22 protein-coding genes, 1 pseudogene, 1 riboswitch and 1 other annotated feature are annotated in these 23,970 nt (G+C 44.7%); of the genes and pseudogenes, 20 read left to right on the top strand and 3 right to left on the bottom strand.

The window, feature by feature from the left end:
* Positions 1-4 precede the first annotated feature (4 nt).
* The 11 genes from DRED_RS15400 to DRED_RS15350 all read left to right on the top strand — a co-directional run bounded on the left by DRED_RS15400 (position 5) and on the right by DRED_RS15350 (position 10,283).
* A complete protein-coding gene (locus tag DRED_RS15400) occupies positions 5-1,162 on the top strand; it encodes an amidohydrolase (protein WP_011879189.1) in 1,158 nt (385 codons plus the stop codon).
* A 127-nt stretch (positions 1,163-1,289) separates the two neighbouring features.
* Positions 1,290-1,697 (top strand): response regulator, encoded by a 408-nt coding sequence (locus tag DRED_RS15395; RefSeq protein WP_011879188.1) that lies wholly within the window; start codon positions 1,290-1,292, stop codon positions 1,695-1,697.
* A 112-nt stretch (positions 1,698-1,809) separates the two neighbouring features.
* Positions 1,810-1,924, top strand: a riboswitch (TPP riboswitch).
* A gap of 56 nt (positions 1,925-1,980) precedes the next feature.
* Positions 1,981-3,279: a phosphomethylpyrimidine synthase ThiC gene (thiC, locus tag DRED_RS15390; RefSeq protein WP_011879187.1), complete on the top strand. Its 1,299-nt coding sequence runs from the start codon at positions 1,981-1,983 to the stop codon at positions 3,277-3,279.
* 104 nt (positions 3,280-3,383) lie between these two features.
* Complete coding sequence (thiL, locus tag DRED_RS15385; protein WP_011879186.1) at positions 3,384-4,388, top strand: thiamine-phosphate kinase; 1,005 nt, start codon at positions 3,384-3,386, stop codon at positions 4,386-4,388.
* A 24-nt stretch (positions 4,389-4,412) separates the two neighbouring features.
* Positions 4,413-4,898: a tRNA (adenosine(37)-N6)-threonylcarbamoyltransferase complex ATPase subunit type 1 TsaE gene (gene tsaE / locus DRED_RS15380; RefSeq protein WP_011879185.1), complete on the top strand. Its 486-nt coding sequence runs from the start codon at positions 4,413-4,415 to the stop codon at positions 4,896-4,898.
* Positions 4,879-5,586 carry a tRNA (adenosine(37)-N6)-threonylcarbamoyltransferase complex dimerization subunit type 1 TsaB gene (gene tsaB, locus DRED_RS15375; RefSeq protein ID WP_011879184.1) on the top strand — a complete coding sequence of 236 codons (708 nt, stop codon included), beginning with the start codon at positions 4,879-4,881 and terminating at the stop codon, positions 5,584-5,586. Before tsaE ends, tsaB begins: the two co-directional genes overlap by 20 nt.
* 4 nt (positions 5,587-5,590) lie before the next feature.
* On the top strand, positions 5,591-6,070 hold the full coding sequence (gene rimI / locus DRED_RS15370) for a ribosomal protein S18-alanine N-acetyltransferase (RefSeq protein WP_011879183.1): 480 nt from the start codon (positions 5,591-5,593) through the stop codon (positions 6,068-6,070).
* Positions 6,071-6,097: 27 nt separating this feature from the next.
* Entirely contained in the window at positions 6,098-7,120 is a 1,023-nt protein-coding gene (tsaD, locus tag DRED_RS15365) for a tRNA (adenosine(37)-N6)-threonylcarbamoyltransferase complex transferase subunit TsaD (protein WP_011879182.1), read from the top strand.
* Positions 7,121-7,446: 326 nt separating this feature from the next.
* Positions 7,447-7,690: a binding site (T-box leader), on the top strand.
* 241 nt (positions 7,691-7,931) lie between these two features.
* Complete coding sequence (locus DRED_RS15360) at positions 7,932-9,236, top strand: phenylacetate--CoA ligase family protein (protein ID WP_011879181.1); 1,305 nt, start codon at positions 7,932-7,934, stop codon at positions 9,234-9,236.
* A 25-nt stretch (positions 9,237-9,261) separates the two neighbouring features.
* On the top strand, positions 9,262-9,693 hold the full coding sequence (locus DRED_RS15355) for an ACT domain-containing protein (protein WP_011879180.1): 432 nt from the start codon (positions 9,262-9,264) through the stop codon (positions 9,691-9,693).
* A 14-nt stretch (positions 9,694-9,707) separates the two neighbouring features.
* Positions 9,708-10,283 carry a 5-formyltetrahydrofolate cyclo-ligase gene (locus DRED_RS15350; RefSeq protein ID WP_011879179.1) on the top strand — a complete coding sequence of 192 codons (576 nt, stop codon included), beginning with the start codon at positions 9,708-9,710 and terminating at the stop codon, positions 10,281-10,283.
* Between the two features lie 463 nt (positions 10,284-10,746).
* On the opposite strand, the gene hemZ is transcribed toward DRED_RS15350, so the two are convergent.
* Entirely contained in the window at positions 10,747-12,231 is a 1,485-nt protein-coding gene (hemZ, locus tag DRED_RS15345; protein ID WP_011879178.1) for a coproporphyrinogen dehydrogenase HemZ, read from the bottom strand.
* A 142-nt stretch (positions 12,232-12,373) separates the two neighbouring features.
* On the opposite strand from hemZ, the gene DRED_RS15340 reads away from it, so the two are divergent.
* Genes DRED_RS15340 through DRED_RS15325 form a run of 4 tightly spaced genes read left to right on the top strand, consistent with a single transcriptional unit; the run spans position 12,374 to position 16,189 of the window.
* Positions 12,374-12,553: a hypothetical protein gene (locus DRED_RS15340; RefSeq protein WP_011879177.1), complete on the top strand. Its 180-nt coding sequence runs from the start codon at positions 12,374-12,376 to the stop codon at positions 12,551-12,553.
* Positions 12,554-12,586: 33 nt separating this feature from the next.
* Positions 12,587-13,816: a molybdopterin molybdotransferase MoeA gene (locus DRED_RS15335; RefSeq protein WP_011879176.1), complete on the top strand. Its 1,230-nt coding sequence runs from the start codon at positions 12,587-12,589 to the stop codon at positions 13,814-13,816.
* A gap of 52 nt (positions 13,817-13,868) precedes the next feature.
* Positions 13,869-15,803, top strand: a complete 1,935-nt coding sequence (locus tag DRED_RS15330) for a molybdopterin biosynthesis protein (protein ID WP_011879175.1) — start codon at positions 13,869-13,871, stop codon at positions 15,801-15,803.
* Between the two features lie 8 nt (positions 15,804-15,811).
* On the top strand, positions 15,812-16,189 hold the full coding sequence (locus DRED_RS15325; protein WP_011879174.1) for a winged helix-turn-helix domain-containing protein: 378 nt from the start codon (positions 15,812-15,814) through the stop codon (positions 16,187-16,189).
* 96 nt (positions 16,190-16,285) lie between these two features.
* Here the strand turns inward: DRED_RS15325 and fdhD are convergent, their stop codons facing one another.
* On the bottom strand, positions 16,286-17,074 hold the full coding sequence (fdhD, locus tag DRED_RS15320) for a formate dehydrogenase accessory sulfurtransferase FdhD (protein ID WP_011879173.1): 789 nt from the start codon (positions 17,072-17,074) through the stop codon (positions 16,286-16,288).
* A 90-nt stretch (positions 17,075-17,164) separates the two neighbouring features.
* Between fdhD and DRED_RS15315 the strand changes: the two genes are divergently transcribed.
* The 5 genes and pseudogenes from DRED_RS15315 (at position 17,165) to cysK (ending at position 22,109) form a co-directional block, all read left to right on the top strand.
* The gene (locus DRED_RS15315) at positions 17,165-17,653 is read left to right on the top strand and encodes a MogA/MoaB family molybdenum cofactor biosynthesis protein (protein WP_011879172.1); all 489 of its coding nucleotides are present in this window, start codon (positions 17,165-17,167) and stop codon (positions 17,651-17,653) included.
* Positions 17,654-17,960: 307 nt separating this feature from the next.
* Positions 17,961-18,245, top strand: a complete 285-nt coding sequence (gene groES, locus DRED_RS15310; RefSeq protein WP_011879171.1) for a co-chaperone GroES — start codon at positions 17,961-17,963, stop codon at positions 18,243-18,245.
* Between the two features lie 57 nt (positions 18,246-18,302).
* Positions 18,303-19,931, top strand: coding sequence for a chaperonin GroEL (gene groL, locus DRED_RS15305; protein WP_011879170.1), 1,629 nt, complete (start codon positions 18,303-18,305; stop codon positions 19,929-19,931).
* 584 nt (positions 19,932-20,515) lie between these two features.
* Positions 20,516-20,950: pseudogene (locus DRED_RS15300) on the top strand (methyl-accepting chemotaxis protein); the annotation flags it as partial.
* Positions 20,951-21,152: 202 nt separating this feature from the next.
* The gene (gene cysK / locus DRED_RS15295) at positions 21,153-22,109 is read left to right on the top strand and encodes a cysteine synthase A (protein WP_011879168.1); all 957 of its coding nucleotides are present in this window, start codon (positions 21,153-21,155) and stop codon (positions 22,107-22,109) included.
* Between the two features lie 219 nt (positions 22,110-22,328).
* Here the strand turns inward: cysK and glpT are convergent, their stop codons facing one another.
* Entirely contained in the window at positions 22,329-23,711 is a 1,383-nt protein-coding gene (glpT, locus tag DRED_RS15290; protein ID WP_083755225.1) for a glycerol-3-phosphate transporter, read from the bottom strand.
* Positions 23,712-23,970 lie beyond the last annotated feature (259 nt).

The following is a 23,970-nucleotide window of genomic DNA, read 5'->3' as shown; positions in this document are numbered from 1 at the left end:
ATAAATGCTTGCTATAATCAATGGTTTGGTATATACCATGAACGGCCCTGTGATACCGAAGGGAACCGTCCTGGTAGATGGCGGGAAAATAACCTATGTGGGGTCTAGTATCAATTTGCCCCGGCAGGTTGAAATTATCGATGCCACCGGTAAATATATCATACCTGGGTTAATTGATGCACACACCCATGTTGGTATTTTGGAAGAGATTTATCGTATAGAAGGGGACGACACCAATGAAACCGCAGATCCTATAACACCTCATTTAAGAGCTATCGATGCTGTAAACCCCGCAGACCTGGGCTTCCAGGATGCACTGGCAGGTGGCGTTACGACGGTTGTAACGGGACCTGGCAGTGCCAATATTGTGGGCGGTGAGATGGTTGTTATGAAGACCTCGGGCACTGTGGTGGATGATATGATTTTACGCTTCCCGGCTGGACTAAAATGCGCCCTGGGGGAGAACCCTAAAAGGGTTTATGGAAATAGCAATAAAATGCCAGTTACTCGCATGGCATCTGCAGCCCTGCTTCGAGAAACCCTGGTGGCTGCACAAACTTACCAAGCTAAAGTAGCCAGGGCGGCCACTGAAAATACTACACCTCCAGAGCGTAATTTAAAGATGGAGGCAGTGGTACGGGTATTAAAGGGCGAAATACCTCTGCGGGTTCATGCCCACCGGGCAGATGATATCATGACTGCTATTCGCATAGCCAAAGAATTTGATTTACAACTTATAGTAGAACATTGTACCGAGGGTCACTTAATTGCCCCTTGGATAGCGAAGGCTGGTGTAAAGGCAGTGGTGGGCCCCATTATTAGTAACCGGGCTAAGGTGGAGCTAATGAACAGAAGCCTGGAGACGGCAATGGCCTTGTATAAAGTAGGGGTACCCTTTGCCATTATGACAGATCACCCAGTTGTACCAATTCATTATCTTAGCTTATCCGCAGGCCTGGCGGTAAAAGGGGGACTGCCCGAAGAAGAGGCCCTGCGGGCCATCACAATTAATGCGGCAAAACTGCTGGGAATTGAAGATCGTGTGGGGTCCTTGGAAGTAGGTAAGGATGCAGATATCATTGTCACTGATAGGCCAATATTTGATCCAAATCACCAAGTTGAACAAGTTTTTGTAAATGGGCGTCTGGTGTTGCAGAACTAGAAAAATTCCTATAAGATTTCAATTTATTTAGAAGGATTTATCAAACTCCCGTCGAAAACAATAAGTAAAATTGGTAATATGTACCTTTTATGGAACAATGTCACAAAATGTCGGGAGGCGTAGAAAAATGAAATCAACACTGGATGTGTTAATTGTAGATGATCAAGCAGGAGTACGTTACCTCTTAGAAATACTGGTTAAGGAGTCCGGGCATAATGTCTATACAGCTCAGAATGGTGTCGAAGCAGTGGATAAGGTTCGTAACGTGAAACCGGATTTAATTTTTATGGACGTAAGAATGCCAATCATGGGTGGTCTAGAAGCCCTTGGTAAAATTAAATCCCTTGCCCCTAATACAGAAGTTGTTATGATGACTGCCTATAGTGCTGAAGACACAGCAACAATTGCTATGCAAAAGGGTGACTTTATGTGTATGAGCAAGCCCTTTGACGTGGATGAAATCAAAAACTTATTGGGTTATATTACCACAAATAGAAAATCTTATCAGCAGGCCTGTATTAGCAACTATGCCTAGGGGTAGTTTAACTTTTTTCACGGGTATACTGCATCAAGACTTGCATAGGTAAAGTTTTTCTCGACACGCAGGAATTTAGTGACTTACTGTTGAATAAAAGGGATAATTGAATATAAACCATTAGGGGGGCCCGAAGAGGCGGGCTGAGATAGGCACCCGATGATGTGCTTGACTCTTTGAACCTGATCTGGTTAATACCAGCGAAGGGAATGTGGGGAGTACTATACTATTTTATGCCCATATTTCCTATGGGCATTTTTTATTTTTCTAAGGAGGAGAAGCTATGACGCAAATGCTAGCGGCGAGGGCAGGGGAAATAACCACTGCCATGAAACGGGTGGCTGAAAAGGAAGGCCTTAGCCCGGAATTTATACGGCAGGGTGTTGCTGAAGGAAGCATTGTTATCCCTGCGAATATTAATCACCGCAATTTAGATCCCGTTGGTTTTGGCAAGGGTCTAAAAACAAAGGTTAATGCCAATATTGGTACATCCACCAGTTTTACGGATATAGAAAAAGAACTGGAAAAACTTAAGGTTGTACTGGAAGCCGGAGCAGATGCTGTAATGGACTTAAGTACTGGTGGAGAAATTGACCAGGGGCGCCGACGGATCATTGAAGAAAGTACCATTGCAGTGGGTACAGTACCGATCTATCAATCTTTTTTAGAAAACCGTAACAAAAGGGGTAGCATGATTGCCATGACTGCCGATGATCTTTTTGAAGTGGTTGAAAGACACTGTTCAGACGGTGTTGATTTTATTACCGTTCATTGTGGGATTACCCTTGAAGTTTTAGAACGCATTAAAAAGCAGTCCCGCATTACAGATATTGTAAGCAGGGGAGGGTCCTTCCTGACAGGTTGGATGCTTCATCATGGGAAAGAAAACCCTTTGTATGAGCAATTCGACCGACTGCTGGATATTTGCTTGAAATATGATGTAACATTAAGTCTTGGAGACGGTTTGCGTCCGGGTTGCCTGGCAGATGCAACTGATAGGGCACAAATCCAGGAGTTGATTATCCTGGGTGAATTGGTGGATAAAGCCAGGGAAAAAGGAGTTCAGGCCATGGTGGAGGGACCTGGTCATGTTCCGTTGGATCAAATTCGGGCCAACATTGAGGTGCAAAAAACCCTCTGCAAAGGGGCGCCCTTTTATGTGCTGGGTCCCTTGGTTACAGATGTTGCACCGGGTTATGACCATATAACCGCAGCCATTGGCGGAACCGTAGCTGCTGCCGCAGGGGCAGATTTCTTATGTTACGTTACCCCAGCGGAACATCTGGGTTTACCAACCCTGGAGGATGTACGAGAAGGGATTATGGCCTCTCGTATTGCAGCCCATGCTGCGGATATTGTCAAAGGGATTCCCGGAGCCCTGGAATGGGATAAAAAAATGGCCAGGGCACGTAAGGCACTGGACTGGGATGAACAAATAAAACTGGCCATTGATCCACAAAGGGCAGCAAAAATTAGGCAAGAACGTAATCCTGATGGTCATGAGGCTTGCACCATGTGCGGCGATTTTTGCGCTATGAAAATTGTGGCCCAGTACTTGGGTAAAGAACCGGAATCTTGTTAGGCTGTTTAAAGGACCCGGAATTGGCAATACTCAGCCCTCTATCTTTTACAGATAGGGGGTTTTTGCTATATAATAACCATAGTTTGGCAGGAGGGAGTTGCCCTGTGGTGAGACTGGCAAAGCTTGGTGAATTTGGCTTAATTGATCTATTAAACAAGAATATGCTTTATGACCCGGAGAAGGTTATTGCAGGAATCGGTGATGATGCAGCAGTTTTAAAACCCCCCGGAACAAAATGGCAGTTATTGACAACAGATATGATGATGGAAAATATTCACTTTCGTTTGGATTGGTCTCAATATTATCAAGTGGGTTATAAGGCCTTGGCTGTCAATATTAGTGATGTGGCTGCCATGGGGGGGTATCCCAGCCATGCCGTGGTCTCCGTAGGAATCCCCGAGGAGACCCGGGTAGAAGATATAGAAGAACTCTACCGGGGCCTAAAGGAGATGGCTTGCCGGTTTAAGGTTAATCTAGTGGGAGGCGATACCGTAAAGTCACCGGGGCCGCTGGTGATTAACATTGCCCTGATGGGTGAAGTGGAAGAGGGTCGGGCGGTATTTCGCTCGGGAGCCAAGCCCGGGGATTTGATTTATACAACTGGTTTTCTAGGGACTTCCGCAGCGGGGCTTTACATCCTAAGTCATAATGGTGACTATCCTGTTGAGTTGAAGGAAAAAGTAATTCGGTCCCATCTGCTGCCGGAACCCCGGGTGGCCGCAGCAAGAATATTAAGTGAGTTGGAGGGTGTCACAGCCCTTGATGACAATAGCGATGGGTTGGCTGCGGAATTAAGGGAAATCTGCCGGGCAAGTTCCGCCGGCTGTTTAATCAGGGAAAAGAGCCTTCCTGTTTTGCCTGAGGTAGAGCAGTTAGCTTGCCTGACCGGCAGGAACACCCTGGATTGGATTATGGATGGCGGCGAGGATTATGAACTTCTTTTTACTCTTCGTCCAGAGCGGCAAGAATACATAGAGAATGCCCTTGGCAAGGAAGGAATTTTATATAAAGCCATTGGGATTATAACCCACTCTTCGGAAGGGATGGTCCTGGAAAAAGAAGATGGCGCCAAAGAAACCATTCTGTTGCAGGGGTACAGTCATTTTTAATGTAATGAAAGGTGATCAATACATATGATATTATCGGAAATCAAAACCGGTTCCCCGGAGGAAACAAAGTACCTAGGAGAACAGTTGGCAACCTTGTTAAAGCCCGGGGATGTTATATGCCTTAATGGAGATCTGGGGGCTGGGAAAACGGCCTTTTCCCAGGGTGTGGCCAGAGGGTTAGGCGTAACCGGTGCAGTAACCAGTCCGACCTTTACCTTAATTAACGAATATGAGGGCAGGCTGCCCCTTTACCACTTTGATGTTTATCGCCTGGACGGTCCTGAGGATATGGAGGATCTGGGTTATGAAGAATATTTTTATGGACATGGTGTATGCCTGATTGAATGGGCCCAACGGGTTAGGGACGTTCTACCCCAGGAGCGATTGGACATAAATTTAATCAGGGAAGCCAATGCGGAGTCAGTCCGTATTGTCTATTTTGAGCCTGCGGGCAATCGTTATCAACAGCTAGTAGAGGAGTTGATCAAACTTGTACATTCTGGGAATTGAAGCAGCAACACCGGTGGCTGGGGTAGCGATGGTGGAGAACGGACGAATCCTGGCAGAACGCCTTGTGAACAACCGTCGAACCCATTCGGTCAATTTATTGCCAATGATTAAAGATATTATTGAAGAAGCGGGGATAACGACTAAGCAAGTGAATGCTGTGGCAGTATCTTCGGGACCTGGTTCCTTTACCGGACTAAGGATTGGTATGACAACAGCCAAAACCCTGGCATGGATTTGGCAGATTCCGATTATAGGGGTATCTACCCTAGAGGCCCTGGCTTTACCTTTGATGGCCCGAGAGCAGATTGTTTGTCCTATCTTAAATGCCCGTAAGAACGAAGTCTACACCAGTATCTTTAGGGGTAGAACGGGTCGGCCTGAAATGTTGGAAGGTCCCTTGGCCATTGGAATTTCTGAGTTAGTTCAGAAATTAGAGAAGTGGCCAGGGCCTGTTACCTTTGTGGGGGATGCTGTACCGGTTTATCAGGAAGAAATTATAAAATTATTGGGTCAGCGGGCGCTATTTGGAGCTCAATCTGCCCAATTGCCCAGAGGTGCAGCAGTGGCTGAATTAGGTTATTGGGAAATGCTGGCCGGGGGTGGGGTAATGCCCCTAGATCTGGAACCAGAATATATCAGATTATCCGAAGCAGAGGTTAAGTTAGCCGCCAAATGCGAAAGTAGGTGAAGTTATGGATTTTATGCTGGCTGAAATGACGGTTGAACACATTCCAGGTGTGCTGCAAATTGAGCAGGTTTCCTTTCCAACGCCCTGGTCCCAGCAATCCTTTACCTATGAAATTACTCAAAATAATTTTGCAGTATATTTAGTAGCCATCCAGCAAGAGAAGGTAATTGCCTATGCTGGAATGTGGCTGGTTCTTGATGAAGCTCATATTACCAACATAGCTGTTCACCCGGATTACCGGGGCAAAAAGATCGGCAAAGCCCTATTGTTGGAAATGATGCGTCAGGCGGTATTAAGGGGTGCCATGCGCATGACCTTGGAAGTTAGGCCTTCCAATTATACCGCTCGCCAATTATACGAAAAAGTAGGCTTTAAAGAAAAGGGGCTTCGCAAAAAATATTATACCGATACAAATGAAGATGCCATTATCATGTGGGTGGACATGGGCAATTGGCCTGTGGTTGATACTATGGAAAAAGAATAAATTGCGAATGAAAAAATGGAGGAAAGCATGGGTATTACAATCTTAGGCATTGAAACGTCTTGTGATGAAACCTCCGCTGCGGTTTTAGTGGATGGGGTTGATCTACGATCCAATATTATATCTTCCCAAATAGAAATTCATAAAAAGTTTGGTGGTGTAGTACCAGAGGTGGCTTCCAGAAAACATTTGGAGAATGTTCACCCTGTAATCATAGAAGCCCTGGACAAGGCCGGAGTGGCTCCCGTTGATCTGGATGCAGTGGCCGTCACCTATGGACCTGGTTTGGTAGGTGCGCTACTGGTGGGGGTAGCAGCTGCCAAGGCCATGGCCTATTCTCTAGATGTTCCCTTAATTGGTGTCAACCACTTGGAAGGACATATTTCAGCAAACTTTTTGGCCCAACCGGATTTACAGTTTCCTTTACTTTGCTTAGTGGTTTCTGGTGGGCATTCTGATTTAGTATACTTACCCAGCCGTGGTGAATATAAATTATTGGGACGAACCCGGGATGATGCAGCGGGTGAAGCCTTTGACAAAGTAGCCCGTTCCATGGGTCTTGGCTACCCGGGGGGGCCTTTAATTGATAAATTGGCCAAAAATGGTAACCCCCAAGCCATTCAGTTTCCCAGGGCTTATTTGGAAGAAGGCAGCTTTGATTTCAGTTTCAGTGGGTTAAAATCCGCTGTATTAAACTATTTAAATAGAGCCAAGATGCTAAATGAGGAAATCAACAAAGCTGACCTGGCTGCCAGCTTCCAGAGGGCAGTGGTGGAGGTATTGGTTGAAAAGACCATCATGGCAACCCGAAAAATCGGTGTTAAAACCATCATGCTGGCGGGTGGTGTGGCAGCAAACCAGGGTCTTCGGGAATTGCTTCAAGAGAGAGCCGCTTTAGCCGGCTGCCAGGTGTTTTTCCCGCCTATAAATCTTTGCACTGATAATGCTGCCATGATTGCCTGTGCGGGCTACTATAAATATCTTAGGGGCGATTTTGCACCTTTAACATTAAATGCCCTTCCAAGCTTGCCCTTAGGGGAGGACCGCTATTAACAAGATAAAAACCAGGTTATTAACTAAGCTCGAATAATGTAATATAATGACTAAAATACACAAAATGAGTCAACTTTTTTTACTTATCCACTGTTCTGTGGAAGAAGTCCTGTGGACAATGTGGATAAGTCTGTTAATAACTTATATAATAAGGGTTTTTATTGTGTATAGAAAAGCACAGACCGAACAGTGGGGCAGGGGACCTAAAGGAAGTTGTCACTCATACTATAATTTGTACGGAAATTGGACAGTCCCTATGTAAAATAAATTCGGAAAAAACATTGACTCTGAACGGGGGCTATGGTAATTTAATTCTAAGTTGATATGGAAAGCCGATGATGGAGAAAAGTAAATCATCCCAGCCTTGCAGGGAGAAGAAGCCGAGACTGGAAGCTTCTTTAAGGTATGGCCGATTGAAGTTCCCTCCGGAGTTGCTGTGCTGAAAGTTCAGTAGGTGCAGACGGGATTTCCCGCCGTTAAAAGGGAAGAGGTATCGGATCATGTCCCGTACCGGTAAAGTGGCCTTTTTGCAATTAGGGTGGTACCACGGAAAGTAACTCCGTCCCTTGGGGATCGGGGTTTTTTTATGGTTTCTTTACTGGTTTGATGTGTTCCCGTACTTTACAAGTGGGGCCTCTGGCCAATTAGGGTGGTACCGCGGAATGTATCTCCGTCCCTTGCTGGGACGGAGTTTTTTATTTTTTCTAGGAAGGGGGTCTATTTTGGGGGTAATGGGATGAAAAAATAATGTAATTCCTAAAAATTCTACTTTATAAATTTTATGGCAATTTGATAAAATGGAGGTGCCGATATGTCTTTATATTGGGATGCATATCATGAAACAATGTCGAGGGAGCAGTTGGCAGAAATTCAACTTAAAAGACTGAAAAGCCTGGTAGAAAGGGTTTATACTTATGTTCCTTTTTACCGTCAGGCCTTTCAAGAGAAAGGGATAACTCTTGGGGATATTCGCTCCCTTAGCGATCTAAAATATTTACCCTTTACCACCAAAAAAGACCTGCGGGATACCTATCCCTTTGGATTGTTTGCTGTTCCACGCAGTGAAATTGTGCGGATGCATGCTTCATCCGGTACCACTGGAAAACCCATTGTGGTTGGCTATACCAAAAAAGACCTGGAAACATGGTCCGATCTGGTGGCCCGTTGTATTACAATGGTGGGCGGGACCAAAGAAGATGTGGTACAAAATTCCTATGGTTACGGGCTTTTTACTGGTGGTCTGGGCATTCATTATGGTACCGAACGTTTAGGGGCAACCATTGTGCCCATTTCGGGGGGGAATACAGCACGTCAGATTATGCTGATGCAGGATTTTGGTACGACAATTTTAACCTGTACACCTTCCTATGCCCTATATCTAGCCGATGAAATTCATGCGGCTGGTATAGACCTTAAAAATCTAAGATTAAAGGCCGGTATCTTTGGTGCAGAGCCCTGGTCCAACAATATGAGAGACCAGTTAGAAGAGAAACTTGGCATCCGTGCCCATGATATATACGGCTTAAGTGAGGTTTTAGGACCTGGAGTAGCCATCGAATGTGCCTATAAAAATGGGCTCCACATTTGTGAAGATCATTTTATTCCAGAGATTATTGACCCAGTGACCGAAGAACCTTTGCCCTATGGTGAAAGGGGAGAACTGGTCTTTACGACCCTGACCAAGGAAGGTTTCCCCGTCATCCGCTACCGTACCAGGGATATTTCAGCCCTTTATCCAGAAAAATGTGCCTGTGGAAGAACGCACCTGCGTATGGAGCGCATAACCGGGCGGACCGATGATATGCTTATTATTCGGGGTGTAAATGTATTCCCAACTCAAATTGAAAGTGTATTGTTGGAATTTGGTGAAACCGAGCCCCATTATCTTCTGGTGGTGGATCGTAAAGCTTCCATGGATGATTTGGAGATCCATGTAGAACTTTCTTCTAAAATGTTTTCCGATAAAATTGCCGGACTAGAGGTTTTAGAGAGAAAATTACGAAGTCGTATTTTAAGTGTACTGGGTATTTCTGCAAAAATTAAACTGGTGGAACCCAAGTCTTTGCCCAGAAGCGAAGGTAAGGCGAAAAGAGTTATTGATAAAAGGGAATTATAAAAATTAGGAAAAGGGGGTAATCAATGTGCGAGTACAGCAAATTTCCATATTCCTGGAGAATAAAGAGGGACGGCTGGCCAAAGTAACAGATGTACTGGGACAAAATGGTATTAATATTCGTGCACTCTCCATTGCCGACACGACAGATTTTGGTATTCTGCGTTTAATAGTGAATAAGCCTCAATTGGCCTATCAGGTACTAAAGGATCAGGGGTTTACAGTCAGTACAACGGATGTTATTGCGGTGGAAGTTTCTGACCAGCCCGGTGGGTTAAGCAGTATTTTACGTTTACTGGAGAAGGTTGGAATAAATATTGAGTATTTATATGCCTTTGTCACACAAACCACCACTGCTGCCTTGATTGTTTTTCGGGTTGAGCAGGTGGACGAAGCAATCGAGCTTTTACAGGCCAATGGTGTTCGTATTGTACCCGGTGATAAGGTTTATCAAATCTAGCCAGGGAGATTATAGTGGATAAGAAAGGTATCAGGAAAAAGGTACTGGAAGTTCGCAGTGCCCTGAAGAAATCCGAAGTTGCGGATAAAAGCAGCGTGATAGTAGAAAGGTTAGTATCCTTTGAACCTTACCGAAGGGCCAAGACGATAATGGTTTACTTGGATTTTCGCAAGGAAGTAAAAACAGAAAGTCTAATAAACCATGCCCTGAGGTCTGGGAAGCGGGTTACAGTTCCCGTAGTGAATGCCGTGGATCGGTCCATGACACCCTCTCTGCTGGTGGATTTTCCAGGGGATTTAAGCATCGGTTCCTACGGTATCTTGGAACCAGCTCCGGAAAACCTACGTCCGGTGGAAGTGCAGGAACTTGACCTTATTGTTGTGCCGGGTACTGTTTTTGATCACCAAGGTAACCGTATGGGCTACGGTGGGGGATATTATGACCGCTTTATACCAAGACTCAGGAAAGATGCTGTCACTGTGGCACTGGCTTTTGAATTTCAGGTTAGGGAAAATTTTTCAGTATTGATGGGAAAGTATGATCAGCCGGTTCAATTTATTGTAACCGAAAAACAAATCATACAGTGTTAGGCCAGTTGCTGGCCTATTTTTATGACCAAGTTACAGGATTTTACTTAAAGTCATACGAAGCTGATTAGGATTATTTTTATACGAAATAACCAGTTGAAGCATAGACTTTTCTTTTAACCAGGAAATTTTACCTTTAGGAGTTTCAATCATATAGCTGTTGGTTCCGGGAACAGGTTTAGCGGTAAAGCCAATTTGTTTTAACAGTTGTATTGCTTCATAAAGGGTTGGCAGAGGTGGGTATAGAAGGGGAAGTGCATTCTAACGGTTCCTGGCAATATGTGTTTATAGGATATAAGAAGTAATAGAAGGGCCTCTTAAACTGGAGGCCCTTCAGAGTTTGTTGTTAAACCTCTCTATCAGGAATTTCATTATCTTCGCTCGCTCTAGATAATAAAATCCCTTTGCCTACTTTTTCAACAGTCTGACAGACCAGACGGTTCATTACCGTCTTTAGAACAAACTATCACTGCTTGGTCGATAATTCCCTAATATGATGCAGTTTGCGTTCAATGTACTCATCTAAACGTTCCACATATTGCCTGGGGTCCTTGGCATTATATTCGTTTACCAGAGTCCAGGTATCTGGGTCCATCCATTTAGAACCGGCACCTACACCCAGGCCAATAATGGTTTGGCGTTCCTCGATCATCTGAATGTTATAGATACATTCATGGCCAGGCAGGGCATAGCCGATGTTTTCCAGATTACCAACCATTTGTTTCTGGCGATACATGTAATAGGGATGTTGGCCAAGGGCGGTTGCGCCCCGGGCTGTTTCTTGCCACATGGCCACAGCTTCCTCGGCCTGTAAAAGAGGAAATTCAGCCAGGCGCTGTTTCAAGTTTGAAGCCCGCTTGAGAGCCAGAGCATGGACTGTTAAGTTTTCTGGTTTCAGTTGTAATATGCTTTCCATCGTTCGAGCAACATCTTGAACGGTTTCTCCGGGCAAACCAATAATTAGGTCCATATTCAAGGTGGGAAACTTATAGTTTCTTGCCGTTTCAACTGAACGATATATATCCTCAACTGTATGGGCCCGGCCAATAATGTCCAAGGTTTTTTGGTTCATGCTCTGGGGGTTGATGCTCAGCCGATTTACCCCGGCATTGGCTAATAGAGCAAAAACATCTTCGTTTAACGTATCCGGCCGCCCGCCTTCCACTGTCATTTCGATGGTACTGTCGTCCTTTAAAGATAACTGGATGGCCTCAAGCAGAGATTGCAGTTGCTCACAATTCAGGCTGGTAGGGGTGCCGCCTCCCAAGTAAATACTTTGCACAAGGAGTCCCTGGGACCTAAGGGTTTCACCAATCACTTGTATTTCCTGCAGCAATGCCTTTAAAAAAGGGTCCACCATATCACGATGGCGCTTAATGGAATAAGAGGGGAATGAGCAGTAAAGACAGCGGGAAGGACAGAAAGGAATACCAATATAGACCCCTACCAATTTCTTTGCTTGTTTCTTTGACAAAAGCAAGGGGCGTTGAATCTCTGTCACAGAGGTAATTAATTGTGTCTTATCCGGTCTTAAAGCATATTTATCCAGTAAGTAATTCTCCACGTTTTGTTTGCTCCAACCCAGATCCAGTAGGCGATGGACAACTTTGGTGGGACGAATGCCCGTCATAATACCCCAGGGAGAGGGGGTTGTTCCACTATAGGAAACCAGGATTTTATAAACAGCCATGCGGGCTAACCGTTTTAGCTCGTTAGGGACTTCTGCTGGTATGAGCGGATGACCTTCTTCTCTCTGGGCCAGGGATGCTCCGTTGACGTATAGTTGTGCCTCGGCCCAAAGATTAAATTCCACTTCCTGGGATAAATTAAGTTGAAGCAAAAAATCTCCCTTATCTTCAGCCACCAGTTCTGCCCCAGGATAAAATAACCAGATAATGTCCTGGATGGTTCCTTTGTATTCAAAGGCGGTGTTTGAAAGACCTATAATCAATGATTTTCTCTCCTTTTGAAGAAATAACGACACCGTTATGTAAAAATAGACATAACACTTGCTGGAATAGGCAGGATATTTAGACATTGTATTGTAATAATAACACAAATAGGCTCTATTCCAATGAGAGGGGAGATTTACAATGGACGAGCAAAAAGAAAAAATTATACAAACCATTAAAGAGACAGCAAAGGATGGTGGAATCTCCTGTACGGCTGCCAGAAAAATTGCCAGTGATTATAATGTGTCCCCTAAGGTTGTGGGGGATATCTGTGATGAATTAAAAATTAAACTAAAGGCTTGCGAGTTAGGCTGTTTTTAGTATATCAGGAAGTTCAAAAACGGAGGAATTACTTTGGAGTTATTTAACGTACTAACTGTGCAGCAGGCGCGCAGTGTTTTAGCAGTCCATTTACCTGTCTGGCATAAGGAAGAGACCATTCCGCTGCTACAGGGACTAAACCGAATACTGGCCCAGGATATTACTGCCAAAGAAGATGTCCCCGGTTTCCACCGTTCCACCATGGATGGTTATGCTGTACGGGCCAGAGATACCTTCGGGGCAACCGAAAGTTTGCCTTCTTATGTGGATGTAACAGGCGAAGTCTTAATGGGGGAGGAAGCCCATGGTCCAGTGGGAGCAGGACAAGCTTGGGCTATTCCCACAGGCGGCATGTTGCCCCCAGGGGCGGATGCAGTGGTCATGGTGGAATATACCGAGGAATTGGATAAAAGAACCATTGGGATCACTAAACCGGCGGCTCCGGGAGATAACTTGGTACGCCGAGGTGAAGATGTGTCCACAGGTGCTGTTGTATTAAATGCAAAGCATCGCTTACGCCCACAGGACCTCGGGTTACTGGCGGCGGTAGGAGTAACCGAAGTACCTGTATTAAAGCCTGTTAAGGTTGGTATTCTATCCACTGGCAATGAGTTAATTGCGCCGGATCAACCCACAAGTCCTGGAAGAGTTCGCGACATTAATTCCTATACACTCTATGGACAGGTTTTGCAAGCCGGTGGGAGTCCGACCCTTTACGGGATCATTGAAGATAATTTTGAGTCCCTGCGTCAAGCCTTAATTGGGGCCTTGCATGAAAATGAAATGGTATTAATATCTGGTGGTAGTTCTGTGGGTACCCGGGACGTGACAGCTAAAGTAATTGAAACCCTTGGAAACCCAGGACTTTTATTTCACGGAATTGCCATTAAACCAGGGAAGCCTTCCATCGGAGCAGTGGTAGATGGTAAAGTTGTTTTTGGCTTACCTGGCCACCCTGTCTCGGCTATGATTGTATTTGATTTGTTAGCCAGGCCATTAATTGAGTCCTCCGGTGATGGTCAACCCGGCAGAAGTTTTCCACTGAGGGCTGCCATTACCCGTAATATTCACTCTGCCACTGGTCGGGATGACTTTCTCAGGGTAACACTGCGCCGATTAGAAGATGGTACCATTGTGGCAGACCCGGTGCTAGGTAAATCTGGTCTAATCAGTACAATGGTTAAAGCCGACGGAGTAGCCCATATTCCCCTAACGAAAGAAGGGGTGGAGGCCGGGGAATTAGTGGATGTTTGGCTCTTTTAAATACAGAATAGTTAAAAACTTACCGTTGCATAAGAATAGGAGATAAAAACCTATGAGAAATAAACGTGATGTATACCTGGATAATCGACCCTGGGAAGAAGCCTTGGAAGGACTCCTTAAGCACTTAGAGGAAAAGGGTTCCCTGGTGCCGGCTGAGCGAGAAGAAATTGCTGCAGAAGAATCCCTGGGAAGAGTTACCGCAGAGCCTATTTTTGCCTTTAATTCGTCTCCCCATTACAATGCATCGGCTATGGATGGTATTGCAGTGGACTCTGCCATTACCTTTGGAGCCTCAGATGCAACCCCTAAGAAGATTCAACTGGGAGACAAGGCTCAGATTGTGGATACCGGAGATCCTATCCCCGCGGCCTGTGATGCAGTAATTATGATTGAAGATGTTCACTTTGTGGAAGAAGATGTTTTTGAAATCACCTCTGCAGCGGCCCCCTGGCAGCATGTACGGGCCATTGGGGAAGATGTGGTGGCCACAGAAATGATTTTACCTGCCAATCACAAGATTCGACCCATGGATATTGGGGGTATCTTGGCCGGGGGAGTCGGCAGAATTAAAGTCCACCCCAAACCTAAAGTGGCCTTGCTACCCACGGGTACGGAATTGGTTCAACCAGGTACAGATTTAAAACCAGGAGATATTGTTGAATATAACACCAGGGTCTTTGGTTCGTTGGTTCAAACCTGGGGGGGCGAACCATTACGCTGGCCCATTACCATTGATAACTGGGAGAAGCTAAAACAATCTATTATGGAAGCGGTGGAGAAGGCAGATATAGTTGTTATTAATGCCGGGTCCTCCGCCGGGCGGGAGGACTTCACTGCAGAACTGGTGCGTCAATTGGGCACAGTGTTAACCCATGGTGCAGCCATTAAGCCAGGTAAACCGGTCATACTGGGGGAAATAAATGGCAAGCCTGTGATTGGCATTCCGGGATATCCTGTTTCGGCTTATCTGGCCATGGAATTATTTGTCCGTCCAATTATCTATAAAAAGTTAGGCTCTGTAGCTCCTAAGCCCGTAGCCGCAGAGGCCATTATTTCCCGTAAAATGCCTTCACCAATGGGTGTAGAGGAGTTTATCCGGGTAAAAATGGGTCAAGTTGGAGAGAAGTTTGTTGCAACGCCTATCTCCAGGGGTGCGGGGGTCATTATGTCCCTTGTTAGGGCAGATGGTATGTTAAGGGTACCACGTCTTTCAGAGGGCTACAGGGCAGGGGATAACGTTAAGGTTGAACTGATGCGGCCCCTGGAGGAGATTCGCCAGACTACCGTCATTATAGGCAGCCATGATATGGCCCTAGATGTTTTGGCCAACCATCTGCGAAGGAAATTTCCAGAAGCCAGCCTTTCCAGTGCCAATGTTGGAAGTTTGGGAGGACTCTCGGCCCTTAAGAGAGGTGAGTGCCACTGTGCTGGTACCCACTTATTGGATGAAGAGACTGGTGGTTACAACGTAAACTACGTTCAGCGGTTACTAGGTGATCGTCCTGCAGTTCTGGTCAACCTGGTCTATCGCCAGCAGGGGTTAATGGTGGCAAAGGGGAATCCCATGAATATTCAAGGCTTAGAAGACTTAGCCCGGGAAGGTGTACGCTTTATTAATCGCCAGCGGGGAGCCGGAACCAGAATCTTACTGGATTACCGTTTGAATCAATTAAATATTGATCCAGACAGTATTTACGGATATAACCGTGAAGAGTATACCCACATGGCTGTGGCAGCTGCGGTTGCCAGTGGAGCGGCGGATGCAGGACTTGGTATTTTAGCAGCGGCCAAAGCCTTGGATCTGGACTTTGTCCCTGTGGTGGAGGAACGCTATGACCTATGCATTCCCGGGGAATATTGGGATACTCCTTACATTAAACGTTTGCTGGAAGTCATTTCAACAACGGAATTTAAGCAGCAAGTGGAAGTGCTGGGTGGCTATGATTTACGGGATTGCGGTGGTGTTATGTATCGTCAGGGAATCTAGGAGGAACTATGATGGCCGATGGACCTGGAAATCTGGAGTACCCCTTTAGAGAACTTTTTCGACCTGGCTGCAAAGTTTGGTTAGAGAAGGGAGAAGCCCATTTTGGAGATGGACTCTATTATCTTCTTATAAATGTTCAACAGCAGGGCTCCATTTCAAGGGCGGCCAAAGCAATGGGTATGTCCTACCGTGCTGCCTGGGGAAAGATTAAAAAAGCGGAAAAAAGCTGGGGGTTCCGTCTTGTTGAAACACAGGTGGGCGGTGACGCCGGCGGAGGTGCCAAGCTGACAGCCAAAGGAAGTAGATTGGTGGAGTGCTTTAGCCAAATCCGAGACAGAATGGATAAGGTTATTCAGGAAATTTACAGAGAGTGTTTTGGGGAGTAGGCTGTAAGCCATGAGCTATGAGCTATGAGCAATTATAATCCAAAAGCTAAAAGCCCATGGCTCAAGGCCCACCAGAAAGGAATACCCCAAAGCTAGCTATCCCAAAATACGCTCGGGATATGTATATACATTCATGCGTTCACCTTTGGCAAAACCCACCACAGTAATACCAAGTTTTTGGGCCATTTCCAGCCCTAGGTCCGTTGGTGCAGAACGGGAAATAATAACCGGCAGGCCCATTTTTCCGATTTTTATGACGATTTCCGAAGAGACCCTGCCGCTAAAAACAAGAATCTTATCCCTTAGGGGAATGCGATCTAAAAAAGCACGTCCGAAGATTTTATCAACTGCATTATGTCGTCCCACATCCTCATAGAACATCATTACTTCTGTGGGCAAGCATAGGGCGGCATTATGAACGCCACCGGTTTCTTTAAAAAGAATAGACATTTCTTCCAATCGATCGGATAAATCCCATACTTGACCTGGCGTTACCAGCAGATCAGAGGATACCTTATTCATGCTTTTGGCATCGTTGATATAGTAAAAGACTGGTCGTCCCCGACCACAGCAACTGGTTATATTTCTTTTAAGAAATTTAGACTCGTCTTCTATATCCGGGGCATCAATATAAACGACCCCATTTTCTTCATCTAATCGAATTGCTTTAATATCTTCGGGGGATTGTAACAGACCTTCTGAACAAAGAAAACCCACGGCCAATTCCTGCAATGCTTGGGGAGAACAGACCATTGTAACAAACTCTTTATCATTTAGAAAAAGGGTTATTGGTACTTCACGAACAATACAGTCTTCGGTGGTTATAATTTTGTCGCCTTTAATACGAACAATTTTAGAAGTGGTTTTATTGAATTGCCAGACCATTCTTTAACCCCCTACATGACGCATTATTTTTTATTGTACCCCAATGTTATCAATATTTGAAGGTCTTATTAAATGGTGAGGTGGAAACAAATGTACAAAATAGGTATCATAACCATGAGCGACAAAGGTTCCCAGGGTCAAAGGGAAGATGTCAGTGGAGCAACCATCCGAGAAATGGTGCAAGGGTTAGGCAACGTGGAACAATACCGCATTGTACCGGATGACCCAGAGGTTATCAAAGCAACATTAATTGAATTTGCGGATCAAAGGGGCATAGACTTAATTCTAACCACCGGTGGAACCGGACTGGGACCCAGGGATAATACACCGGAAGCTACGCTGGCTGTCATCCATCGCCAGGTGCCGGGTCTAGCTGAAGCCATTCGGGCAGAAAGTCTAAAAAAAACCCCCAAGGCCATGCTATCCAGAGCAGTCAGTGGGACCAGAGGGAAAACCTTAATTATTAATTTACCCGGCAGTGTTAAAGGAGTAAGAGAATGTTTGGAGGTTGTTCTGCCGGTATTGCCCCATGGACTGGAGATTCTAACCGGTAGGGGTGGGGAGTGCGGACAATCCTAGGATAAAAAAATCTAAAATATGTAAAAAATATTGCATAAAATAACCAAGTATATGGCAAGAATACCTTGTGGGAGATGTAAAAAACAAGAACCCATGTAAATGTAATGTAGAAGGAGAAATTAAAAGATAAATATCCGTATTCTGGTCTATAAGATTATAATTGGGTTAATCGGTTTTACGGAGAATTTGCTTTTAAATTTCTTGTTCTATATTATATTTATTGGGTGTTAGCACTCGATGAGGATGAGTGCTAACAAACCGAAACCCGTAAATTAAAAAACCTTAATATTTTAAAGGAGGGGTTTTTGTGATTAAACCATTAGGTGACAGGGTAGTTGTTAAGGCACTGCCCCAGGAAGAAAAAACCAAGAGTGGCATTGTACTGCCTGATACTGCAAAGGAGAAGCCCCAACAAGGTGAAGTTGTGGCTGTGGGTCCTGGCCGTCTACTGGAGAATGGACAACGTGCTGCCCTTGACTTAAAAGCTGGAGATAAAGTATTTTTCTCCAAGTACGCTGGCAATGAAGTCAAGCTAGACGAAGAAGAATATTTAATTCTACGTGAAATGGATATTCTTGCTGTTATCGAGTAAACAAGTGCACCTTTGTACTTAATCTGTAATTTTTAGAATCTAAGGAGGTCATGAACCTTGGCTAAAGAAATTATTTTCCGTGAAGATGCTCGCAGAGCTCTGGAAAGAGGCGTTAATGCCCTGGCCGAAGCTGTTAAGGTAACCCTTGGACCCAAGGGACGTAATGTAGTTATTGAGAAGAAGTTTGGTGCTCCAACCATTACCAACGATGGTGTAACCATCGCCCGTGAAATTGAGCTTGAAGATAACTTCGAAAATATGGGTGCCCAATTGGTTAAAGAAGTGGCCACCAAAACCAACGATGTTGCTGGTGACGGTACCACCACTGCCACTGTTTTAGCCCAAGCTTTGGTACGTGAAGGTCTGAAAAACGTAGCTGCTGGTGCCAACCCTATGATTATCAAACGTGGTATTGAAAAGGCTGTAGAAAAGGCTGTTGAAGAAATTAAAGCAATGGCTAAGCCTATTGAGAGTAAAGAAGCGATTGCTCAGGTTGCTACCGTTTCTGCTAACGACGATTCTATTGGTAACCTGATTGCCGAAGCTATGGAAAAAGTAGGTAAAGACGGTGTCATCACCGTTGAAGAGTCCCAAGGTATTGGCACCAATTTAGAAGTGGTTGAAGGTATGAACTTCGACCGTGGCTACATCTCCCCGTACATGATCACTGATACTGATAAGATGGAAGCTGCATTGACTGATCCTTACATCTTAATCACCGATAAAAAGGTTTCCTCGGTACAAGAACTTCTGCCTGTTTTGGAAAAGGTTGTACAAACAGGTAACAAGCCTGTACTGTTGATTTGTGAAGATCTGGAAGGTGAAGCGCTGGCTACTCTGGTACTGAACAAACTTCGTGGTACCTTGAATGTAGTTGCCGTTAAGGCTCCTGGTTTTGGGGACCGCCGTAAGGCCATGCTGGAAGATATTGCTATTCTTACCGGTGGTACCGTAATTACTGAAGAAGTAGGTCTGAAGCTGGATAAAGCTGAGCTAGACATGTTGGGTACTGCCCGTCAGATTCGCGTTAAGAAAGAAGAAACCATCATTGTTGGTGGTGCTGGAGAGCAAGCCCAAATTGAAGGACGTATTGCTCAAATCAAGAAGCAAATTGAAGAAACCACTTCTGACTTTGACCGTGAAAAACTGCAAGAACGCCTGGCTAAACTGGCTGGCGGTGTAGCTGTAATTCAAGTTGGTGCTGCCACCGAAGTTGAAATGAAAGAGAAAAAGCTGCGCATTGACGATGCTCTAAACGCTACCCGTGCAGCTGTCGAAGAAGGTATTGTTCCCGGTGGTGGTTCCGCCTTTGTGAACATCATTACCACCTTAGATAGCGTTCAGCTGGAAGGGGATGCTAAAACTGGCGTTGATATCGTTAAGCGCGCTCTGGAAGAGCCCCTGCGTCAAATTGCCAACAACGCTGGACTGGAAGGCTCTGTGGTGGTAGAAAAGGTTCGCACCACTGGCAAAGGTTTCAATGCCATGTCTGAAGAATATGTTGATATGATTGCTGCTGGTATTATCGACCCTGCTAAAGTTACACGTTCCGCTTTACAAAACGCTGCTTCCATTGCAGCTATGGTTCTGACCACCGAGACCTTAGTGGCCGACAAGCCAGAAAAAGATGCTCCGAACCCCATGGCCGGCATGGGCGGTATGGGTGGCATGGGCGGCATGATGTAAGACGGCCCCCGAAAGCCTTGTAATTACTGGTGTCAATAAAGTAAAGAGCCTGCGATGCTCACAAAATGCTCACGCAGGCAAATAAAATATGTTACAGATTAGAGGTTTCTCATTAGTTCAATGAATTTTTGAGGAGCCTCTTTTCTTTTTCCCTATTCCCAATCAAAATCTTTCCTGTCCCCCGGGGGTGAACACGCAGCCACGAGCCATTTACCAATTTTCCGGGTAGGTGTATTTTTATTTTTTTAAAAAACTAAGGGCTTTTTGAACAGCATCCATCAGGGGTTATTTTGCCTACCAGGATATAAAGTATCTTGAGGATTGTAAGCAATATGGTGATACTAATATAAAAATCGAACAGAACCTAATAAATAATGCACGAAATAATGTGAATCGCCAGGCTGGGGAAGAAATGAAAAAATTAAGCACTGATTACAATGATATCATTAAAAGAACCTCAGATTTGTTTAATCAGGAAAACTTGAAGAAGGTACTACTTTAGCTGTAAACCAGGGTGTGCCCATAGCAAAACAATTGACCAAGGAAGTTGTTGAATATAGTGATAGTAGAAAAAAGATATACATAATGTTGCCATAGAGGCTGCCCGAGCTGGTGAGCAGGGTAGGGGCTTTGCTGTTGTGGCTGAAGAAGTTCGTAAACTGGCGGAGCAATCCGCTAATTCCACTAAAGAAATTGCCAATATTATTGGAGAAGTTCATAGCGAAATGCAAAAAGCAAATCAAAAGATGGACGAGGCCGCCTTGGAAGTTGAAGAGGGAGTTAGGATCACCAATCAATCTGGTACAGCATTAAATAAGATTATTGAACAAATTGATGAGAGTGTAGAATCAATAAAACAGATTGCCGAGGGTGTAAAGCAAACCAGCGAAGGCACACAACAACTGGCAGCTGCAACTCAACAGGTGACATCCACTGTTCAACAGCAAACTGGTACGTCTCAAGAATTAGCCAAAATGGCGGAAGAGTTCCAAGAGATGGTTGGACAATTTAAGCTATAAGTATTTTCTTTGGCATATCGGACTAACATGAACGCTTTAGGCCAACAGATAAATGAAATTTTGCTTATTTCTGGACAGAAAGTATTAAAATTCTAATGTGCAGAACATTTTTATAATAATTATGTTATAGGCAATACTAAACGTGATAAAATATGTAAAAATAACTTGAATGCATAGATTCCAAAAAAATGGAGGATCCGAGATGCCTGTTTATAACAGTATTTTAGAAACCATTGGTCATACCCCCCTGGTAAGGTTAAATAATATAACCAAAGGTCTGGCGGCTGAAGTGGTTGCCAAGGTGGAGTTTTTTAACCCTGGTGGCAGTGCGAAGGATAGAATTGCTTATGCCATGATATCAGATGCTTTACAACATGGGTTTATCAACAAAGACAGTGTTTTGATTGAACCAACCAGTGGCAATACCGGAGTAGGTTTGGCGCTAACCTGTGCCTCCATGGGCATCAAGTTAATTCTCACAATGCCCGAAACCATGAGCCAGGAAAGACGTAGTCTACTGAAGGCCTATGGGGCAGAGATCGTATTAACTCCGGGTGCAGATGGGATGAGAGGAGCAATCGCTAAGGCCGAAGAATTAGCGGCAACAACAGAAAATTCTTTTATACCTCAGCAGTTTCGTAACCCAGCAAACCCAAGGGCCCATGAAGAAAGTACAGGAGTTGAAATTTGGGAAGACACCGGCGGCAAGGTGGATATTTTTGTTGCCGGTGTTGGTACAGGAGGTACCATTACAGGGATTACTAAGTTCCTTAAAGCTAAAAATGCATCACTCCAGGCCGTAGCCGTAGAGCCAGCGGCTTCACCGGTACTATCCGGTGGCAAGCCGGGACCCCATCCCATTCAAGGAATTGGCGCAGGGTTTATACCGGAGGTGCTAAACCTAAAAGTGGTCGATGAAGTCTTTCAGGTACCCGGGGACAAAGCCCTAGAAACTGCTCGCAGACTGGCCCGAGAAGAAGGGATTTTAGTGGGCATATCCTCTGGTGCTGCCATGTATGCAGCCTTGGAAGTGGCGCGTCGGCCAGAGAATAATGATAAGTTAGTGGTGGTTTTACTGCCTGACACCGGGGAACGTTATTTGTCCACGGAATTGTTTAAGGAAGAATTATCGAAGGAAAGTTTCCAGGCAAATCAGTAAAAATGCTAATAAAAAGCCACATTGCTATCAAAGCGATGTGGCTTCTTTATTAGCATATCAGACTCACATGCGCCTTGTGGCGCCACTGATAAATGTTATTTTAGGGCAGAAGTATAAAACTTTCCGACTTGCATAAGGGCAACTAAGTCTTACGCCATCGCCTAAAGGCTCTCGTACCCTATAGGGTATGGCGTAAGCCAAGTTTTCTTTAAAAAGTTTTTAGGCAGATTTTGATTTAAGGCCATGATTCCAGGTAAGTGCCATGAAGAAGATGGCTAAGAAACAAGAACCAACCAACATCATAAAGCCACCGTTCCAACCAAAGGAGTCAACAACCATACCCATGGCGGCATTGGCCAGCGTAGCTCCACCTACATAACCAAACAAACCAGTGAAACCTGCTGCGGTACCAGCAGCTTTCTTAGGTGCTAAATCCAGGGCATGTAAACCAATGAGCATAACAGGACCATAGATCAGGAAACCGATGGCAATCAGAGCTAAGTTATCAATCATGGGGTTACCCACTGGGTTAAACCAGTAAACCAGTACCGCCACAGCCACACCAGCCATAAAGATGACCCCAGCCGGTGCCCGACGACCTTTAAATACCTTGTCACTGATCCAACCACAAAGGATTGTACCAGGGATACCTGCATATTCATACAGGAAATAAGACCAGTGAGATCCTTTGGTACTGAAGCCTTTGACTTCAGTTAGATAGGTGGGTGCCCAGTCAACTACACCGTAACGTACGAAGTAAACAAACAAGTTCGCAATGGCAATATACCAAAGGTATTTATTATTTAACACATATTTAAAGAGAATTTCCTTAACAGAAAGCTCCTTTTCTCTATCTTCCACCTTGTCGTCGGGATAATCATTTTTATACTCTTCGATGGGTGGTAAACCACAGGATTGGGGAGTGTCTTTTAGGGTAAAAAGAACAAAAATAGCAACTACAAAGGCAATCATAGCAGGGAAAAAGAAAATACTCTTGTAGGTACCAAAAAGCACTAAACCAAGGGTTGCCAGAGGACCAATCAGGCCGCCACCCACATTATGTGCGGTATTCCAGATGGCGACTCTGGTACCACGTTCCCCAATAGAATACCAGTGAGTCATAGTACGACCGCAAGGGGGCCAGCCCATCCCCTGTACCCAACCATTGATAAACATCAGCACATACATTAAAGTAAGGCTGGAGGTAACAGCTGGCAATGCGTACAAGGACATAATAATGGAGGATAACATTAGTCCCGCAGCCAAAAAGAATCTTGGGTTACTGCGATCGGAAAAAGCCCCCATCACAAATTTACTGATACCGTAAGCCAGTGCAAGGGCTGACATAACCCAGCCCAGTTCACTTTTTGTAAAACCTTCCTGTATCATATGGGGTATGGCTAGAGAAAAGTTCTTTCTAACTAAATAATAGCCTGCGTAACCAATAAAAATGCTAATGAACACCTGCATACGCAGTCTTTTATATTCATTGTCAATCTTCTCATTAGGTAGTCGATCAATATGAGGTGCTGGTTTAAAAATACCTAGTAAGCTCAAGGTTCTTCCTCCTGTCTTTACACTATGTAAATAATGTGGTTGCATGAGCAATTTTAAATAAAATAAAAAAAGGACTATAAACAAACTATTTTTACTTTCCGAAACGTTATGCTGTGTTCGTTTCACCCCCCTGACAAAAAAAGACGACCTAAAATACATTCTCAAAAGGAATGGTATTTTAGGCCGTCTCCATGCTCCTGGCCAGGCAGAAAAAAAAACCCTAATTGATAAAAAGTTTCTGCTGAATTCAGGGAATCTCCTTTTCTCCTGCACTATCAAATTCTTAAACAAGTGTTAACATATA

Origin of the sequence: Desulforamulus reducens MI-1 (assembly GCF_000016165.1) — a bacterium.
In the GTDB taxonomy this organism is placed as follows: domain Bacteria; phylum Bacillota; class Desulfotomaculia; order Desulfotomaculales; family Desulfotomaculaceae; genus Desulfotomaculum; species Desulfotomaculum reducens.
This window is presented reverse-complemented; position numbering and strand designations above follow the sequence as displayed.

Bases quoted from the DNA above. Each gene is read 5' to 3' on its own strand.
- DRED_RS15400 (WP_011879189.1), top strand. From the start codon at position 5: ATGCTTGCTATAATCAATGGTTTGGTATATACCATGAACGGCCCTGTG.
- DRED_RS15395 (WP_011879188.1), top strand. From the start codon at position 1,290: ATGAAATCAACACTGGATGTGTTAATTGTAGATGATCAAGCAGGAGTA.
- thiC (WP_011879187.1), top strand. From the start codon at position 1,981: ATGACGCAAATGCTAGCGGCGAGGGCAGGGGAAATAACCACTGCCATG.
- tsaE (WP_011879185.1), top strand. From the start codon at position 4,413: ATGATATTATCGGAAATCAAAACCGGTTCCCCGGAGGAAACAAAGTAC.
- rimI (WP_011879183.1), top strand. From the start codon at position 5,591: ATGGATTTTATGCTGGCTGAAATGACGGTTGAACACATTCCAGGTGTG.
- tsaD (WP_011879182.1), top strand. From the start codon at position 6,098: ATGGGTATTACAATCTTAGGCATTGAAACGTCTTGTGATGAAACCTCC.
- DRED_RS15360 (WP_011879181.1), top strand. From the start codon at position 7,932: ATGTCTTTATATTGGGATGCATATCATGAAACAATGTCGAGGGAGCAG.
- DRED_RS15340 (WP_011879177.1), top strand. From the start codon at position 12,374: ATGGACGAGCAAAAAGAAAAAATTATACAAACCATTAAAGAGACAGCA.
- DRED_RS15330 (WP_011879175.1), top strand. From the start codon at position 13,869: ATGAGAAATAAACGTGATGTATACCTGGATAATCGACCCTGGGAAGAA.
- DRED_RS15325 (WP_011879174.1), top strand. From the start codon at position 15,812: ATGATGGCCGATGGACCTGGAAATCTGGAGTACCCCTTTAGAGAACTT.
- fdhD (WP_011879173.1), bottom strand. From the start codon at position 17,074: ATGGTCTGGCAATTCAATAAAACCACTTCTAAAATTGTTCGTATTAAA.
- DRED_RS15315 (WP_011879172.1), top strand. From the start codon at position 17,165: ATGTACAAAATAGGTATCATAACCATGAGCGACAAAGGTTCCCAGGGT.
- cysK (WP_011879168.1), top strand. From the start codon at position 21,153: ATGCCTGTTTATAACAGTATTTTAGAAACCATTGGTCATACCCCCCTG.
- glpT (WP_083755225.1), bottom strand. From the start codon at position 23,711: ATGCAACCACATTATTTACATAGTGTAAAGACAGGAGGAAGAACCTTG.